Below are 15,627 nucleotides of genomic sequence, written 5' to 3'. Positions count from 1 at the left end.
GAGCCCGTGGACAACCTCGACGACATGACTGCCGAAGATCGCCATCTGGGCGACCCGATCGACTCGGCTGCCGCCGAGCGCCGCCGCACGTTGGCGCGACGCGGTTGGAGTGGGCTGGCCCTGGTGCTGGTGATCGCCGCCGGCGTCGCCGGCTGGTACAGCTTCCGCCAGCGCCATCCGCAAGCGGTGCCGGTGCGACTGGAAACAGTGATCGCTGAACGCGCCGATATCGAGCAGGTGGTCAACGCCACCGGTAACGTCGCCGTGCAGAGTTACGTCGACGTCGGCACCAAGGTCTCCGGACAGATTTCCGATGTGTATGTCGGCATCGGCGAAACCGTCAAGGAAGGCAAGTTGCTGGTGACGGTCTCGCCGGTGGTGCAGGCCGGCCGGGTCGAAAACAACCGCGCCCAGATGGCGCGACTGAAAGCTGAGCTGGCCGGACAGAACGCCCAACTCGATTTCGCCCAGTTGCAATTCCAGCGCCAGACGCAGTTGAAAGCCGAGAACGCCACGCGGGAAGAAACCTACGAATCGAGCCGCATGGGCATGTACTCGGCGGCGGCCAAGGTGGACGCCATCAACGCGCAGATCCAGCAGCTCGACGCCGCCATGAAGGAAGACGAAGCGATCCAGAAGCAGACCCGCATCGTGGCTCCCATCGGCGGCACCGTGGTGGCCTTGTCGGCACGCGTCGGCCAGACCCTGTCGGCCAACCAGGATGTGCTCATGCGCATCGCCGACCTGAGCAAGATGAGCGTGCAGGCGCGCGTCGCGGAAGAAGATGTGACGCGCCTCACCAAGGGCATGACTGCCTACTTCACCACGCCCGGTTATCCCGGCAAACGCTGGGCCGGCAAGTTGCGCCAGATCATGCTGTTGCCTGCGGATGACAGCGGTCGCCAGGGCAAGAAGGCCTTCTACACGGTGTTGTTCGACGTCGCCAATCCGAGCCGCGAGCTGATGGCCGGCATGACCGCCGACGTCTTCTTCGTGCTGGAAAAGGCCGAACGCGCCGTCACCATTCCGGCCTCGCTGGTGGTCAAGCCGAACAACAAGGGCATGCAAAAACTCAAGGTCCTGCACGCTGACGGCAAGCTGGAAACGCGCGACGTGCGCATCGGCTTGCGCAACGCCGACAAGGCACAGGTCCTGACCGGCCTGGCCGAGGGCGAGCAGGTGTTGTTGCCGGCGTCGTCGGCAACAACAGTGGAGCCACCGCAGCCAGCACAGCAACAGCGCGGCAACGCCGGCTGATGACAGGTATTCGTTCATGATCTTGCCTCTTTCGTTTCCTTCGATGAAGCCCGTCGCGCTGGCTGCGCTGGCGTTGCTGTTGGCCGGCTGCGCCGCGACCCAGGTCGAGGTCGAACCGGTGCAGAAGGTCGATGTGCCCAAACAGTGGGGTGATGGTTCAGGCGCCAACGGCAAGGACGGCGCCGTGCAGCTGGTGCTCGACACCGACTGGTGGAAGCAGTTCGGCAGCGCCGAGCTGAGCAGCCTCGTCAACGAAGGTCAGCAGAACAATTTTGAAATCGCCGCCGCCATGTCGCGCGTGCGCCAGGCAGAGGCCAATGCGCGCATCGCCGGCGCGCCGTTGCTGCCCGATGCCGACATCGCCAGCAGCGCCAACCGCGCCTTGCCTTTGAGCGGCGGCAGTCCGACCACCTCCGCCAGCGGCATGCTGGAGATCAATTACGAAGTCGATTTCTGGGGCAAGAACAGGGCTGGCCTGGCAGCGGCGGAAGCCTCGCTGCGCGCCAACATGTATGACCGCGAAACCGTCGCACTGACGGTCACCAGCGGCATTGTTTCCACCTTCCTGCAAGTGCTGTCGCTGCGCGACCGTCTGCAGATTGCGCAGCAAAACGTCGCCAACGCCCAGCGCGTGTTGAAGCTCGTGGAAGCGCAAAGCCGCGCCGGCGCCGCCTCGCCGCTGGACCTTGCACGCCAGCGTTCAGCGCTCGCCAACCAGCAGGCGGCATTGCCCGACCTGATGCAGCAGGAGCGCGACGCGCAGACCGCGCTGGCGATCCTGCTGGGACGTCCGCCGCAGAATTTCAGCGTCGGTGAGAAAGGCCTGGCGACCATACAAATGCCGAAGATCGCCGCCGGTTTGCCGTCCGAATTGCTGACGCGCCGTCCAGACATTCGCCGCGCCGAAGCGCGCCTGGCCGAAGCCAACGCCAACGTCGCCGTGGCGCGCGCGGCGCTGTTCCCGAGCATCCGCCTGACCGGTTCCACCGGCGCGCAAAGCAATGCCTTGCTGTCGCTGTTCGACGGTCCCAACCTGCTCGCCAATCTGGGCGCCTCGCTGACGGCCCCGATCTTCGATGCGGGCCGCCTGAGCAGCCGCCGCGACCTTGCCGTGGCGCAGAAGCAGGAGTTGGTGCAGGTCTATCGCTCGGCGGTGGTAAGCGCCTTGTCGGAAGTCGAAAAATCATTGGGCGCGATCCGCAGCCTGGAAGAACGCTATCGCCTCAAGAACCAGGAAGTCGATCAGGCCCGCTTTGCGTTTGAGTTGTCGGAAATCCGCTATCGCAGCGGCGCCGAAGATCTGATGGTGGTGCTCGATACGCAGCGCATCCTGTCGGAAGCGCAGAATCAGCTGGGCCAGATCAAGCTGCAACGCCTGCAGGCCACGGTGTCGCTGTATAAGGCGCTGGGCGGCGGCTGGCGCGACGACGTACGCTACGGCAATCCCGGCACCGACTCGGGCGGCACCCCGCAAAAAATCAACGGCGCTTCCTGAGCGCCGTTCGATTCATTTCAGTACTTCATTTCAGAATTTCTTCAGAACAGGATCGCGCTCGTCGCTGGTCCGACTTCTACGTCCTGCATGTGCTGGGGACCATTCGCCTGCCCGGAAACAAGCAGAGGATAGAGCACGCCGATACCAACGATCATGATCGTGACCGCTGCGCACAGAGCGTCCCATGCCGGCAAACTTGGCAGTGCAAGCACCAGCAAAGTGCAGATGAATGTCAACAGAGCAATGTTTCTTCCTGAGCGCATGGGATTTCCCTTCGGGGCGGTGAGTGATTCAATATAGGACGTCGCGCCGCCGAAGGGAAATAACAAATGCAACTTAGCTTAGATGCCGTTAGATGAAGCTTAGATGCACACGAGCGCTTATTCCTTCTCAGCGATGAACGGATAGACGACGCCCGCCGCAATCGCGCCGACGACCGGCGCCAGCCAGAACAGCCACAGCTGCTCCAGGGCCCAGCCGCCCACGAACAAGGCCGGGCCGGTAGAGCGCGCCGGATTCACCGACGTGTTGGTTACCGGAATGGAAATCAGGTGGATCAGCGTCAGCGCAAGACCGATGGCGATGGGCGCAAATCCCGCCGCTGCGCGTTTGTCGGTGGCGCCGAGAATCACGATCAGGAAGAAGAAGGTCAGCACTGCTTCAATGATCAACGCCGCCCCCAGCGAATACAGACCAGGAGAATGCGCGTCGTAGCCGTTGGCGGCAAAACCGCTCGTCACCAGGTCGAAACCCGGCTTGCCGCTGGCAATACAGGCCAGCACGGCGCTGGCGATTACCGCGCCCGCCAGTTGCGCCGCGATGTAGGGCGCGATGTCGCGCACGGGGAAGCGACGCGCGGTGGCAAGGCCGATGGTGACGGCCGGATTGAAGTGTCCCCCGGAGATATGCCCGAGCGCGTAAGCGCCGGTGAGCACGGTCAAGCCGAACGCCAGTGAGACGCCCGCAAAGCCGATGCCGAGACCGGGAAAGCCGGCCGCCAGCACGGCGCTGCCGGTGCCGCCGAAGACCAGCCAGAACGTGCCGATGAGTTCAGCCGCCAGTTTTTTTGAGAGATGCATTGTTTGCCCTTTTTCGATTGGTTGGATGTGGCATTGCCGGGGTGAGCGGCAATGGAGCAAGAGCTTATGGCTGCTCGACGTGAATCCAAGGTGCAGCGGGCAGAAAGGGGGGAAATTCAAAAATGCGTCGGCGATTTGCTTGAATTTATTGGAAGGGGCAGGCGGAGGAATAGATGCACGATGTACAAAAACAAAAACGCCTGCGATTGCAGGCGTTTTGACGTTCGGAGAAAGCGGGCGTCAGACTGCTACGGGCGCCTTGATATGAGCCTGGGCTTCGTAGCCGGTGATCTCGAAATCATCGAACTGATAATCGAAGATGGTATCGGGTTTGCGCTTGATGACCAGTTTCGGCAACGGGCCGGGCGTACGCGCCAGTTGTTCTTGCACCTGTTCCATGTGATTGGAATACAGATGGCAGTCACCGCCGGTCCAGACGAAGTCGCCGACCTCGAGGCCGGTCTGTTGCGCCACCATATGGGTCAGCAGCGCGTAGGACGCGATGTTGAACGGCACGCCGAGGAAGATATCGGCGCTGCGCTGGTACAACTGGCAGGACAGCTTGCCGTCGGCCACGTAGAACTGGAAGAAGGCATGGCAGGGCGGCAACTTCATCTGCGGGATGTCGGCCACGTTCCATGCCGACACGATCAGGCGGCGTGAGTCCGGATTGTTCTTGATCTGGCTGACGACCTGCGCGATCTGGTCGATATGCTCGCCGTTGGGTGCGGGCCAGGAGCGCCATTGGTAGCCGTAGATCGGTCCGAGGTTGCCTTCCGGATCGGCCCATTCGTCCCAGATCTTGACGCCATTTTCTTTCAGATAAGCAATGTTGGTCGAGCCGGCCAGGAACCAGATCAGTTCATGCACGATGGACTTGATGTGCAGCTTCTTGGTGGTCAGCAGGGGGAAGCCTTCCTGCAGGTTGAAGCGCATCTGGTGGCCGAACACGGAGCGCGTGCCGGTGCCGGTGCGGTCGGTTTTTTCGGTGCCATGTTCGTAGACGTGGCGCATGAAATCGAGGTATTGGCGCATGGGATTTGGTGCTGATGGAATGAGGGGGATTGTAACTTATTTGGGGGAGGGGGCAGGGTTTGGGCGGGGCTCGGGGCTTGTCGGTTGTTCCGACTGGCGGTTCGTCGGTAGCTTGAGTTGTTTGTTCTTCGGACGACCCTGCCGGGTGCGGCCCGGCAGCCGCTCACTTTCTTTGCTTCGCCAAAGAAAGTAAGCAAAGAAAGGCGACCGCGATTCGCCGCCCCGCTACGCGGGGTTCCCGTTGATGCCACGCACAAATCGGGAAGGGAAACAAACTCGCTACGCTCAGACAAGTTTCCCTTCTTTATCCGATTTATGCGCGTCACCAACGGCGACTCATAAGCGGAATTCTTTTTTCGGCTCGCTCCGCATTGCCTTGGGTGGCTCGCCTTCGGCATCGTGATTATCATTCTTGGTTTTATTGGTGGCGGAGGACTGCGACCATCGCTCCATCTCCGTCCCCTGGCGATGCGAAGCGAGCCAGTCTGGAAGTCCGCTTGCGAGTAGCCGGTGGCGGCAGGTGCAAATCGGATAAAGAGGGGAAACTTGTCTGAGCGCAGCGAGTTTGTTTCCCCTCCCGATTTGTGCCTGCCGACGCCGGGAACCCCCGCAGGGGGCTACGAACTTGCGGTCGCTTCTTTTGCTTACTTTTCTTGGCGAGACAAGAAAAGTGAGTAGCCGCCGGGCTACCCCCGGCAGGGTAGTCCGAAGAACAAACAATAGAAGCTATCCAAAAACGGAAGTCGGAACAACCGTCACAGAAGAAGATCAAGCGTCACGCTCACTTCTCCACACCCTTCCTCACAGCCGCCACCTGCTCAGCACTAACCGCCCCAGCATGATTCCCCCAATTCCCGCGAATAAAGCTGACCACCTCCGCCACCTCCTGATCACTCAACCGCCACCCAAACCCCGGCATCCCCATCGGCGAAGGATCCGACTTGGTGGAAGGCATCGCGCTACCCGCCAGCACCACATGAATCAGCGACGTCGGATCCGCCACATTGACCACCGCATTCTTGCCCAGCGCCGGGAAAGCCTTCATCGCCCCGGTGCCGTCCGAGCGATGGCAGGCGTTGCAGTTGTTGAGATATACCAGTGCACCGGCGGTCTGCAGCTTGCCTGAACGCAGCTCCAGCGTGGCCGGCTGATCCGCGCCGGCGGCGTTGGACGCCGCCGTCGCTACCGGCGCCTTGGCGGCGCCGTCAGCCGGCTTCTTGCCCGGCAGGCTGCTCAGGTATTCGCCGATGGCCAGCAGGTCGGCGTCGCTGAGATGCTGCGTGCTATCGTTGATGACCTGGCTCATTGCGCCGAACGCCGCGCCGTCGGTGGTGCGGCCGGTGCGCAGGTAGGACGCGATCTGTTCCTTGTTCCAGCGGCCCAGGCCGTCCTTGTCGTTGCGCAGGCTGGGCGCGTGCCAGTTGTCCAGCGTATAGCCGGACAGGAAGCCGTCATCGCTGCCGTCCAATGATTTCTCCTGGCCGAAACGACCGTGCGGCGTATGGCAGGCGCCGCAATGGCCGAGGCTTTGCACCAGATAGGCGCCGCGATTCCAGCTGATGCTTTGAGTCGAGTCGGCCTTGAACGGCTTGCTTTCGAAGAACAGCATGTTCCATCCCGCCATCAGGATGCGCATGTTGAACGGGAACGGCAACGCCGTCTTCGGATTGTCCTGCTGCACCGGCTTCACGCCCTGCATGAAGTAGGCGTACAGCGCCGAGACGTCCTCGTCGCTGAGCTTGGCGAATGAGGTGTAAGGCATCGCCGGATACAAGCGCACGCCGTTGCGACCCTTACCCTTGCGCAGCGCCGAGGCGAAATCGTCGTAGCTGTAGTCGCCGATGCCGGTCTGCTTGTCCGGCGTGATGTTGGTCGAATAGATGGTGCCGAACGGCGTGTTCATCGCCAGGCCGCCGCTGAACGGCGCTTTGCCCTTGACCGTGTGGCAGGCCATGCAGTCGCCGGCGCGCGCGAGATATTCGCCGCGCTGGATCTGCTGCGGTTGCGGTGTCGACGGCGTCGGGTTGACGGTCTGCGCGGCGGCGATTGTCGACAGGCTCAGCGTTGCGGTCGCCAACAGGGCCCGTGTCGCCTGCGTGAAGAGGAGCGCGCTCATGCTTGCACCAGCGGGCCGGGGTTTTTCAGATAGCGCTCGCGGATCGCGGTCGCCGACCAGTATGCCAGCGCGCCGACCATGCCGGTCGGGTTGTAGGCCCAGTTCTGCGGGAAGGCGCTGGCGCCCATGATGAACAGGTTGTGCACGTCCCACGATTGCAGGTATTTGTTGATCACGCTGTTGTCGGGGCGGTCGCCGCAGATGGCGCCGCCGGTGGTGTGGGTGGTCTGGTAGGGGCGCACATCGTAGTGTTCGCCGGACTTGCCGGCGCTGGCGTGCATGAGTTTCGGCTTCATCGCCTTGGCGACGTCGACCACGCGATCGGTGACGTACTGGGTCATGCGGATTTCGTTTTCCTTCCAGTCGAACGTCATGCGCAGCAGCGGCAGGCCCCACGCATCGCGATACGTCGGATCGAGGTCGAGGTAGTTGTCGCGATTGGCCATGACCGATCCTTCCGAACCGATATTGAACGAGTGCAGGTAATTGTCCTTGAGCGCCTTCTTCCAGCCGCTGCCCCATTTGGGCGTGTCGGGCGGCACGATGGATTGCCCGATCGGACGGCCGCCCGTGACCATCGCGCTGATGTAGGCGCCGCCGACGAAACCGTGCGGACCATGGTCGAAATTGTCGCCGTTGAAATCGTCCAACACCTGGCCGCCGGCGCCGGCGCCCGCGAACGGATTGATCGCCACGTCCTTGTCGAAGAACAGCGATACCGAACTGTTCTTCTGATACGCGTAATTCTTGCCGACCACGCCTTCGCCGGTCTTCGGATTGTAGGGTTTGCCGATGCCCGACAACAGCAGCAGGCGCACGTTGTGCATCTGGTAGGCGCACAGGATCACCAGGTCGGCCGGCTGTTCGACCGAGCGTCCCTGTGCATCGATGTAGGTGACGCCGGTGGTGGTCTTGCCGTCGCTCGCAAGATTGATCTTGGTGACGTAGGACTTGTCGCGCAGTTCGAAATTGGGCTTCTTCAGCAGCGCCGGGAGGATACAAGTTTGCGGCGACGCCTTCGAATACATGTAGCAGCCGAAGCGCTCGCAAAAGCCGCAGTAGTTGCACGGCCCGAGTTGCATGCCGTAGGGATTCTGGTAGGCCTGTGAGGCGTTGGCGGCGGGAATCGGGAAGGGATGATAACCCACTTCGCGCGCGGCTTTCTCAAAGAGATTGGCGGCCGCGTTGTTCTTCAGCGGCGGCAGCGGATAGTCGCGCTTGCGCGGCGCTTCGAACACATTGCCGCCCTCGATGATCTTGCCGTCGATGTTGCCTGCCTTGCCCGACACGCCGGCGATGTATTCGAAGCGGTCGTAGAACGGTTCCAGTTCGGCATAGGTCATCGGCCAGTCCTGGATCGTCATGTCGACCGGGATGAAATGCTTGCCGTAGCGCTGCTCGTAATGGCTGCGGATCTGCAGCTCGGCATCGTAGGCGCGCCAGGTGACGCCGTTCCAGTGCACGCCGGCGCCGCCGACGCCGTTGCCGAGCAGGAAGGAGCCGAGCTGGCGATACGGCAGCGCGTCTTCGTCGGGCGAGTGGCGCACCGTCACGGTTTCCTTGCTGAGGTTTTGCATCAGCTTGTAGCGCTGCGCATAGGTGAGTTCGTCGGCGATCTTGGGATAGGCGAAGTCGGGATTGGTGTCGCGGTTTTCACCGCGCTCCAGGCCGACTACGGTGAGGCCGGCTTCGGTCATTTCCATGCCCATGATGGAACCGCTCCAGCCCATGCCGACCAGGACCACGTCTACTTTCGGTTTGGTGATGTCTGCCATGCTGTTCTTCCTTGTTCTTGTTGTGGGTGAGGCGTTGCCTCACTCAGTTCCTTGACGTCTTAGCTACCTTCTTAGCTACATTAGCTACGCTTGCCGATGCTCACCGGACCATACGGATAGACCTTGTCGGCCGGGCCGACGAAGTCGAGGAAGTCCGCGCGCGCGCCGGGGAAGCCGATCATCTTCCAGCTGGCCATGCCCTTGTTGCCGCCGTGGATCGGGTCCGACAGGTAGCCTTCCTTGGTGTTCTGCAGCAGGAAGGTGAAGAACCACTGCGCCGACACCTGCTCGAATTTCAGCGTGCCGCCGTCCATATCCTTGAAGAGCTGTTCCTGTTCGGCCGGAGCCAGTTGCGCGAAGGTCTTGCCGCTGAAATTCTTGCGGCAGTGTTCATTGAGTGCGGCGATGCCGGCGCGATATAGCTCACGCGGCGGCATGCTGGCCTGGTAGCCGAACAGCGCCGGCGCGTCGCCCTTGAACGGTCCCTGCATGTACCAGTTGGAGGCGTGGCCGAAGCCTGACTCCATCTGGCCGTCGATGAAGGCGGCCACGTTCAGTTCTAGCGCACCCGGTCCTTCCGGATCGGCCGGAATCAGGCGGTCGACGGCAGCCTTGAGGAAAGTCCATTCATCGGCATTGAAGTAGCGCGGCTGGTAGTCCGCACTTGCGGCGCCGATATCGGCGGTTTGCGCTGCCGATGGCAGCAGCGCGGCGGTAGTCAGTGCAGATGCTGCCGGAACGATGGCGATGGTCTTGAAGAGGAATCCGCGGCGTGAAGCTACGCCGGGTTCGCTGGGAGGCGGGTTATCTTTTTTCATTGTTCACCTGGGCTGGTTAGCACGCGGCGCGACACGAACTGCGACTGCCTGTTCGAGCGGTTGCGGACCTGCTGCGCCGTTTACCTGGGGTCGGCTGAAGCAAGAAGCTTCGGCCTTTTTGTTTTTGCTGAAAGTTCGACCGGGGCGGTCGCAATGATGTTCCGCAGGCAAGCATGCCGCCGTCAGACTCGCTTTCACAAGCTGACAGCGGGACAGACATAGAACCGGCGAACTGACGGAGAAATGACGTCATCTGAAACCATCTTCTTCGATCCAAAAAGAAAGCTGACGATAAAAGAAAAATAAAAAAAACGGCGCTCACAAAATCGTGAAGCGCCGCGGGAGATAAAAAGTAAAGCTGCTCCTACATGGCCTGTAGGAGTGGACTGAAGAGGCGTGTAGGTGAGGTGGTAGGCAGTGGTCGGGACGGCTCGCTCAGAAGCCGACGTTGTCGCCGCCTTTGAGCTTGAGCATCTGACGTGCGTCGTCAGGGGTCGCCACTTCCAGCGACAGCGCCTCGATCACGGTGCGGATGCGTTTGACTTGCGCGGCGTTGCTTTGCGCCAGCTTGCCCGGACCGTCCCACAGCGAATCTTCCAGGCCGACGCGGGTATGTCCGCCCATCGCCGCCGACATCGTGGCGATCGGGATCTGGCCGCGGCCGGCGCCCAGCACCGACCAGTAGTAGTCGTCGCCGAACAGGCGGTCGGCGGTGCGCTTCATGTGCATCACGTCTTCGACATCGTTGCCGATGCCGCCGCGCAGGCCGAATACCGACTGGATCAGGAACGGCGGCTTGATCAGGCCGCGGTCGATGAAGTGGGCGGCGGTGTAGAGGTGGCCGATGTCGTAGCACTCGATCTCGAAGCGGGTCTGGTTGGCGCTGCACGATTCAAGGATGTAGGCGATGTCCTTGAAGGTGTTGCGGAAGATGCGATCGTCGGATTCGGCGAGGTAGGGCTTTTCCCAGTCGTACTTGAAGTCCTTGAAACGCTGCAGCATTTCATACAGGCCGAAGTTCATCGAGCCCATGTTGAGGGAGGCGACTTCGGGTTTGAGTTGCAGTGCCGGTTGGAGGCGTTCTTCCACGCCCATGGTCGGGGCGCCACCGGTGGTGAGGTTGATGACGACGTTGGATTTGGCCTTGATCTGCGGGAGGAATTTGCGGAATTCTGCCGGGTCTTGCGTGGGCTTGCCGTTTTGCGGGTCGCGGGCGTGCAAGTGGACGATGGCGGCGCCGGCTTCTGCCGCGCCCAGGGCTGCGTCGCGGATTTCATCCGGCGTGATCGGCAGGTGGGGGGACATGGAGGGCGTGTGGATCGCGCCGGTGACGGCGCAGGTGATGATGACTTTTTTGGGTTTGCTCATTTGGTTCTCCTGGTGATTGTTGGTTTGAGTTCGTTTGGTTCGAGTTCTTTTTTTGTAGCTAATTCTGTTTTCTCTTCGGACTACCGGGGTTGCCGGGGGCGGCCCGGCAGCCGCTCACTTTCTTTGCTTCGCCAAAGAAAGTAAGCAAAGAAAGGCGACCGCGATTCGCCGCCCCGCTGCGCGGGGTACCCGTTGGCGCCGCACTCAAATCGGGAAGGGAAACAAACTCGCTGCGCTCAGACAAGTTTCCCTTCTTTTTCCGATTTGAGCACGTCACCAACGGCGACTCATAAGCGGAATTCTTTTTTCGGCTCGCTTCGCATTGCCTTGGGGGCTCGCCTGCGGCATCGTGATTCTTTTCCTTCTTTTCAGCTAATTACGTTGCTTGCTTCCGCTTGTGCGCCACCAGCCCCATCAATCGGTTGTCGCGCCAGCGCGAACGTTCTTCCAGTTGATCGGCTTTGAGCACGGAGCGGCGTTCGTCTTCGATCTGTTTCAGTGTTGCTGCATTCCATTCGTTCGGCAATTGCGTCTTCGCTACGTCGCGGTACGTGTGGCCGTAGCGGTTGGCGTAGTCGATCACGCCTTCCGGTGCGTTGAGATCGATGGTTTCGAACGGGCCCATGAAGGACCAGCGCAGGCCGAGGCCATCTTTCAATACCTTGTCGAGGTCTTCGGAGGAGGCGTAGCCGTTTTCGTACAGGTTCAGCGCTTCGTTGAGCACCGCGCCCTGGATGCGGTTGAGCAGGAAGCCGGTGATTTCCTTTTTCAACAATACCGGCGACTGGCCGGCGCGGGTGTAGATGTCGTGGGCACGCTTGACTGTTTCATCTGATGTCCACGGCGCAGGCGCCAGTTCGACCAGCGGCACCAGGTACGGTGGATTGACCGGATGGGCGACCAGGATGCGGTGGCGGCCGGGCAGGTGTTCGGAGAACTCCGAGGTCGGGATCCACGAGGTCGAGCTGGTGAGGATGGTGTCGGGTGCGGCCAGCTTGTCCATTTCGGCGAAGATCTGGCGTTTGACTTCGACGGTTTCCTTGACGTTCTCTTGCACCAGCGCCGCGCCCTTGAGTGCTTCGGCCAGGGTGTCCACCGGCTTGATGCGGGCCAGCACGACCTCGGGCGTTTCAGTGATCAGGCCATGTTTGGCCAGGTCGCTGATGTTGTCGTGCAGGAGCTTGGTGCAGGCGCTGAGCGCTTCCGGCACGGCGTCGTAGATGGCGACGCTGCAGCCGGCGCGGGCGAAGACGATGGCCCAGGCGCGGCCGATCAGGCCGGCGCCGATGACGGCGATTTTTTCATTCATGCTGTCTCCTCGAATGGGTGCCAAATCAACGTGATTAGCCAAGATGCTCGACATTACCGCAGACCGACAAACTCTGCCCGCTGATGGCCGAGCCGGCCGGCGAGCAGATGTAGATGATCTGGTTGGCGATGTCTTGCGCGGTCACCATCTTGCGCATTGAGACCTTGGACAGCAGGCGCTCGCGCATTTCTTCGTGGCCGATGTTGTAGGACGCTGCCTTGGCAGCGATCACGCGCTCCTGGCGCTCACCGGCGACGATGCCGGGCAGGATGGCGTTGACGCGAATGTTGGACGGGCCGAGCTCCATCGCCCAGCTTTCGGTCAGGCCTATGACGCCGAACTTGGAGGCCGAGTAGGGCGTGCGCAGCGGGAAGCCGAGACGGCCGGCGGCCGACGAGATGTTGACGATGGAGCCGCCGCCGGCTTTCTTGAGCAGCGGCACCGCGCGGCGCGTGCACAGGAAAGGGCCGGTCAGATTGACGGCGATGGTCTGGTCCCAGGCCGACAGTTCGGTCTCTTCGACCTTGGCGGTCGGACCGGCGATGCCGGCATTGTTGACCAGCACGTCGAGCGTGCCCCAGCGTTGCGTCAGTTCGGCGAACATGGCGTCGACCTGCGACTCGTTGGCGACGTCGGTCTTGCTGTAGCTGACCGGCGCGTCGGCGAACTGCTTGCGCGCGCTGTTGAGGAAGTCGTCGCTGACGTCGCAGATGTGGACGTGCGCGCCGGCCTCGACGAAGGAAGCGGTGATGGCCAGGCCGATGCCTTGGGCGCCTGCGGTGACGACGACGCGTTGATCTTTCAAACTGGTGTTCATGTTGGTCCTTGTTACTTGAAAAAATGAGAAATTACAGCCAGAGAATCTGTTTGCGGTACGTGAGATCGGTCAGCAGCGGTTCGGCAGGGCCGGTGTGGAACACCGCACCGCGTTCCAGCGCAAACACACGGTCGGCCAGCGCCAGCACGAGGTCGAGGTTGTGCTCGACGATGACGATGGAGACTTCCTTGCGCAGTTGATCGAAGACGGTGAACAGCTCCTGCACCACAGCCGGCGCGAGACCTTCGAAGGGCTCGTCCAGCAGCAACAGCCTGACGTTGCCCGACAGGGCGCGCGCCACCGCCACCATTTGCTGCTCGCCGCCGGAGAGGAAGTCGGCCGGTGTATGCAGGCGCTCTTTCAGGCGCGGGAAGTAGTGCAGGATTTTTTCTTCGCTCCAGGCGATGCCGTTGCTGGAATCGGTCTTGCGTGCGAGGCGTCCCAGCGAAAGATTTTCCGCCACCGTCATGCCGGCAAACAGGCCGCGTCCTTGCGGCACGTAGCCGATGCCCAGGCGCGCGATGTCGGGCGCACTGAGACCGGCGATGTCCTTGCCGTTGTAGCGGATGGCGCCCGAAGCAGGCTTGAGCAAACCGGTCAGCGCTTTGAGCAGCGTCGACTTGCCGGCGCCGTTGCGGCCGAGCAGGGCGACGATTTCGCCTTCGCGCACTTCCAGCGTGGCGTCGTTGAGGATGTGGCTCTTGCCGTAGAAGGCGTTGACCTTGTCGAAGGCCAGCAGCTGCGGACGTTCCTGTGCATCGCCTGCCACCCGTCCGGTGACCGGCGGCGTACCGGTGCCGGTGTAGATCTCTTGTACGCGCTGGTCGGCGCGTGCTTCGTCCGGCGTGCCCGACATCAGCACGCTGCCCTGGTTCATCACCGTTACCTGTTGCGAGAAGCCGAGCACGCGGTCGATGTCATGTTCGACGATCAGCACCGGGATGTTCTCGGCGATGATCTTCACGAGGCGCGACACGCGTTCGCGTTCGGCGGCGGCGAGGCCGGCCAGCGGTTCATCCATCAGCAGCACGTGCGGCTTCGATCCCAGCGCGATGCCTAGATCGACCAGGCGCTGGCCGCCGTAGGACAGTGCGCCGCCTTCGATCTGGTCGATGCCCTTGAGTCCGAGGAAGCGCATCAACTCATCGGTCTCGGCGTGGATCTCGGGATAGCTGTCGATGTCCTTCCACATGTTGAAGCGCGAAGCGTGGCGCGCTTGCAGGGACAGCCGCAGGTTTTCGTAGATGCTCAGGCCCTTGAACAGGTTGGTGATCTGGAACGAGCGCGCGAGGCCGCGTTGGCAGATCTGGCCCGGCGTCAGGCCCTGGATTTCTTCACCGTTCAGTTTCACTGTGCCGTGGTTGGGCACGAACATGCCGGAGATCAGGTTGAAGGTCGTGGTCTTGCCTGCGCCGTTGGGACCGATCAGTGCATGGATTTCGCCGGCATGCAGATTGATCTGTGCGCTTTTGACCGCCTGGATGCCGCCGAAGCGGATGTCGACATCCTTGACCTCCAGCACCAGCCCGTCTTGGCGAGGTGGTTGCAGGAACGCAGGCAAAGGCAGGCCGTCGACGATCTGGCGCTGGCTCATCGCCGCGCCGACTTCGGCCGGCGGACGCAGGCGACGCTTGACCTGCTGCCATATTCCGACCAGCCCGGTCGGCGAGAACAGGATGAAGCCGACGAAGGCGAGGCCGAACCACAGCAGCCAGTTCTCGGTCCAGATCGACAGGCATTCGCGGAACAGGATGTAGAACAGCGCGCCCAGCGCCGGGCCGAGGAAGCTGCGCATGCCGCCGATCACCACCATCGCCAGCAACTCGCCGGAGAACGCGACCGAGGTCGGTTCGGCCGAGGCGAAGCGGTGATGGAAGGCCAGCAACGCTCCCGCCAGGCCGGTCACGCTGGCCGACACGATGAACATGATCAGCTTGTAGACGATGGTGCTGTAACCCTGGAAGCGCGCACGCTGCTCGTTCTCGCGGATCGCCACGATGGTGTGGCCGAACGGCGAGCGGATCACGCGTTGCAGCACGTACAGCACGATCAGCGCAATCACGCTGACGAAGACGAGGAAGGGAATCGACTGATCCAGATCGATGCCGGCCACGACCGGGCGCACCACATTGCCGAGTCCCGATTCGCCGCCGGTGAAGTCAGTCCAGCGGAAGGCGATCGCAAACGTCAGCGCCGACAAGGCCAGCGTCAGCAGCGAAAAGTACACACCGCGCCGGCGCAGGATCAGGAAGCCGACGATCGCCGCCGACACCGCAATGAAGGCGATAGTGAACAGCATCGGTGCCACGATCTGGCCGGGGAACCAATATTTCTGCGACAGCGCCGCCGCATAAGCACCGACGCCGAACCAGGCGCCATGGCCGAACGAGGTCAGGCCTGTGTAGCCTACCAGCAGATTCAGGCCCATCGCCGCGATGGCGTAGATGACGACGTCGGTGGAGGACGACATGGTCAGGCCCAGCAGTTGCAGCAGGATGGGGACGATGATCAGCGCCAGTGCGCCGATCCACAGGGATTGATATTTGTTGTACATGTCC

Annotated in this window: 12 protein-coding genes; 2 read left to right on the top strand and 10 right to left on the bottom strand. The window is 61.9% G+C overall.

Annotated elements, in window-relative coordinates:
• The first annotated feature begins 24 nt into the window (after positions 1 to 24).
• Both ACIROW_RS07310 and ACIROW_RS07305 read left to right on the top strand, forming a co-directional pair.
• Positions 25 to 1,257 carry an efflux RND transporter periplasmic adaptor subunit gene (locus ACIROW_RS07310; RefSeq protein ID WP_402273845.1) on the top strand — a complete coding sequence of 411 codons (1,233 nt, stop codon included), beginning with the start codon at positions 25 to 27 and terminating at the stop codon, positions 1,255 to 1,257.
• A 16-nt stretch (positions 1,258 to 1,273) separates the two neighbouring features.
• A complete protein-coding gene (locus ACIROW_RS07305; RefSeq protein WP_402273574.1) occupies positions 1,274 to 2,752 on the top strand; it encodes an efflux transporter outer membrane subunit in 1,479 nt (492 codons plus the stop codon).
• A 41-nt stretch (positions 2,753 to 2,793) separates the two neighbouring features.
• Here ACIROW_RS07305 and ACIROW_RS07300 read toward each other — a convergent pair whose 3' ends face one another.
• The 10 genes from ACIROW_RS07300 to ACIROW_RS07255 form a co-directional block, all read right to left on the bottom strand.
• The gene (locus tag ACIROW_RS07300; protein ID WP_402273572.1) at positions 2,794 to 3,015 is read right to left on the bottom strand and encodes a hypothetical protein; all 222 of its coding nucleotides are present in this window, start codon (positions 3,013 to 3,015) and stop codon (positions 2,794 to 2,796) included.
• A 117-nt stretch (positions 3,016 to 3,132) separates the two neighbouring features.
• Positions 3,133 to 3,831: an aquaporin Z gene (gene aqpZ, locus ACIROW_RS07295; protein WP_402273570.1), complete on the bottom strand. Its 699-nt coding sequence runs from the start codon at positions 3,829 to 3,831 to the stop codon at positions 3,133 to 3,135.
• A gap of 240 nt (positions 3,832 to 4,071) precedes the next feature.
• Entirely contained in the window at positions 4,072 to 4,866 is a 795-nt protein-coding gene (locus tag ACIROW_RS07290) for a thymidylate synthase (protein WP_402273567.1), read from the bottom strand.
• Between the two features lie 781 nt (positions 4,867 to 5,647).
• Positions 5,648 to 6,982, bottom strand: coding sequence for a c-type cytochrome (locus ACIROW_RS07285; protein WP_402273565.1), 1,335 nt, complete (start codon positions 6,980 to 6,982; stop codon positions 5,648 to 5,650).
• Positions 6,979 to 8,757 (bottom strand): GMC family oxidoreductase, encoded by a 1,779-nt coding sequence (locus tag ACIROW_RS07280; RefSeq protein WP_402273562.1) that lies wholly within the window; start codon positions 8,755 to 8,757, stop codon positions 6,979 to 6,981. Before ACIROW_RS07280 ends, ACIROW_RS07285 begins: the two co-directional genes overlap by 4 nt.
• 80 nt (positions 8,758 to 8,837) lie before the next feature.
• Positions 8,838 to 9,575, bottom strand: coding sequence for a gluconate 2-dehydrogenase subunit 3 family protein (locus tag ACIROW_RS07275; RefSeq protein ID WP_402273560.1), 738 nt, complete (start codon positions 9,573 to 9,575; stop codon positions 8,838 to 8,840).
• 435 nt (positions 9,576 to 10,010) lie between these two features.
• A complete protein-coding gene (locus ACIROW_RS07270; RefSeq protein WP_402273557.1) occupies positions 10,011 to 10,943 on the bottom strand; it encodes a 3-keto-5-aminohexanoate cleavage protein in 933 nt (310 codons plus the stop codon).
• Positions 10,944 to 11,319: 376 nt separating this feature from the next.
• Positions 11,320 to 12,252 (bottom strand): 3-hydroxyacyl-CoA dehydrogenase, encoded by a 933-nt coding sequence (locus ACIROW_RS07265; protein WP_402273555.1) that lies wholly within the window; start codon positions 12,250 to 12,252, stop codon positions 11,320 to 11,322.
• 34 nt (positions 12,253 to 12,286) lie between these two features.
• The gene (locus ACIROW_RS07260) at positions 12,287 to 13,069 is read right to left on the bottom strand and encodes an SDR family oxidoreductase (protein WP_402273552.1); all 783 of its coding nucleotides are present in this window, start codon (positions 13,067 to 13,069) and stop codon (positions 12,287 to 12,289) included.
• Positions 13,070 to 13,100: 31 nt separating this feature from the next.
• Entirely contained in the window at positions 13,101 to 15,623 is a 2,523-nt protein-coding gene (locus tag ACIROW_RS07255; protein WP_402273549.1) for an ATP-binding cassette domain-containing protein, read from the bottom strand.
• Positions 15,624 to 15,627: the final 4 nt, after the last annotated feature.

Origin of the sequence: Herbaspirillum sp. NPDC101397 (assembly GCF_044767325.1) — a bacterium.
GTDB lineage: Bacteria > Pseudomonadota > Gammaproteobacteria > Burkholderiales > Burkholderiaceae_D > Herbaspirillum.
Note: the sequence above shows the minus strand (reverse complement) of the source record. Positions and strands in the feature narration are given on the sequence as shown.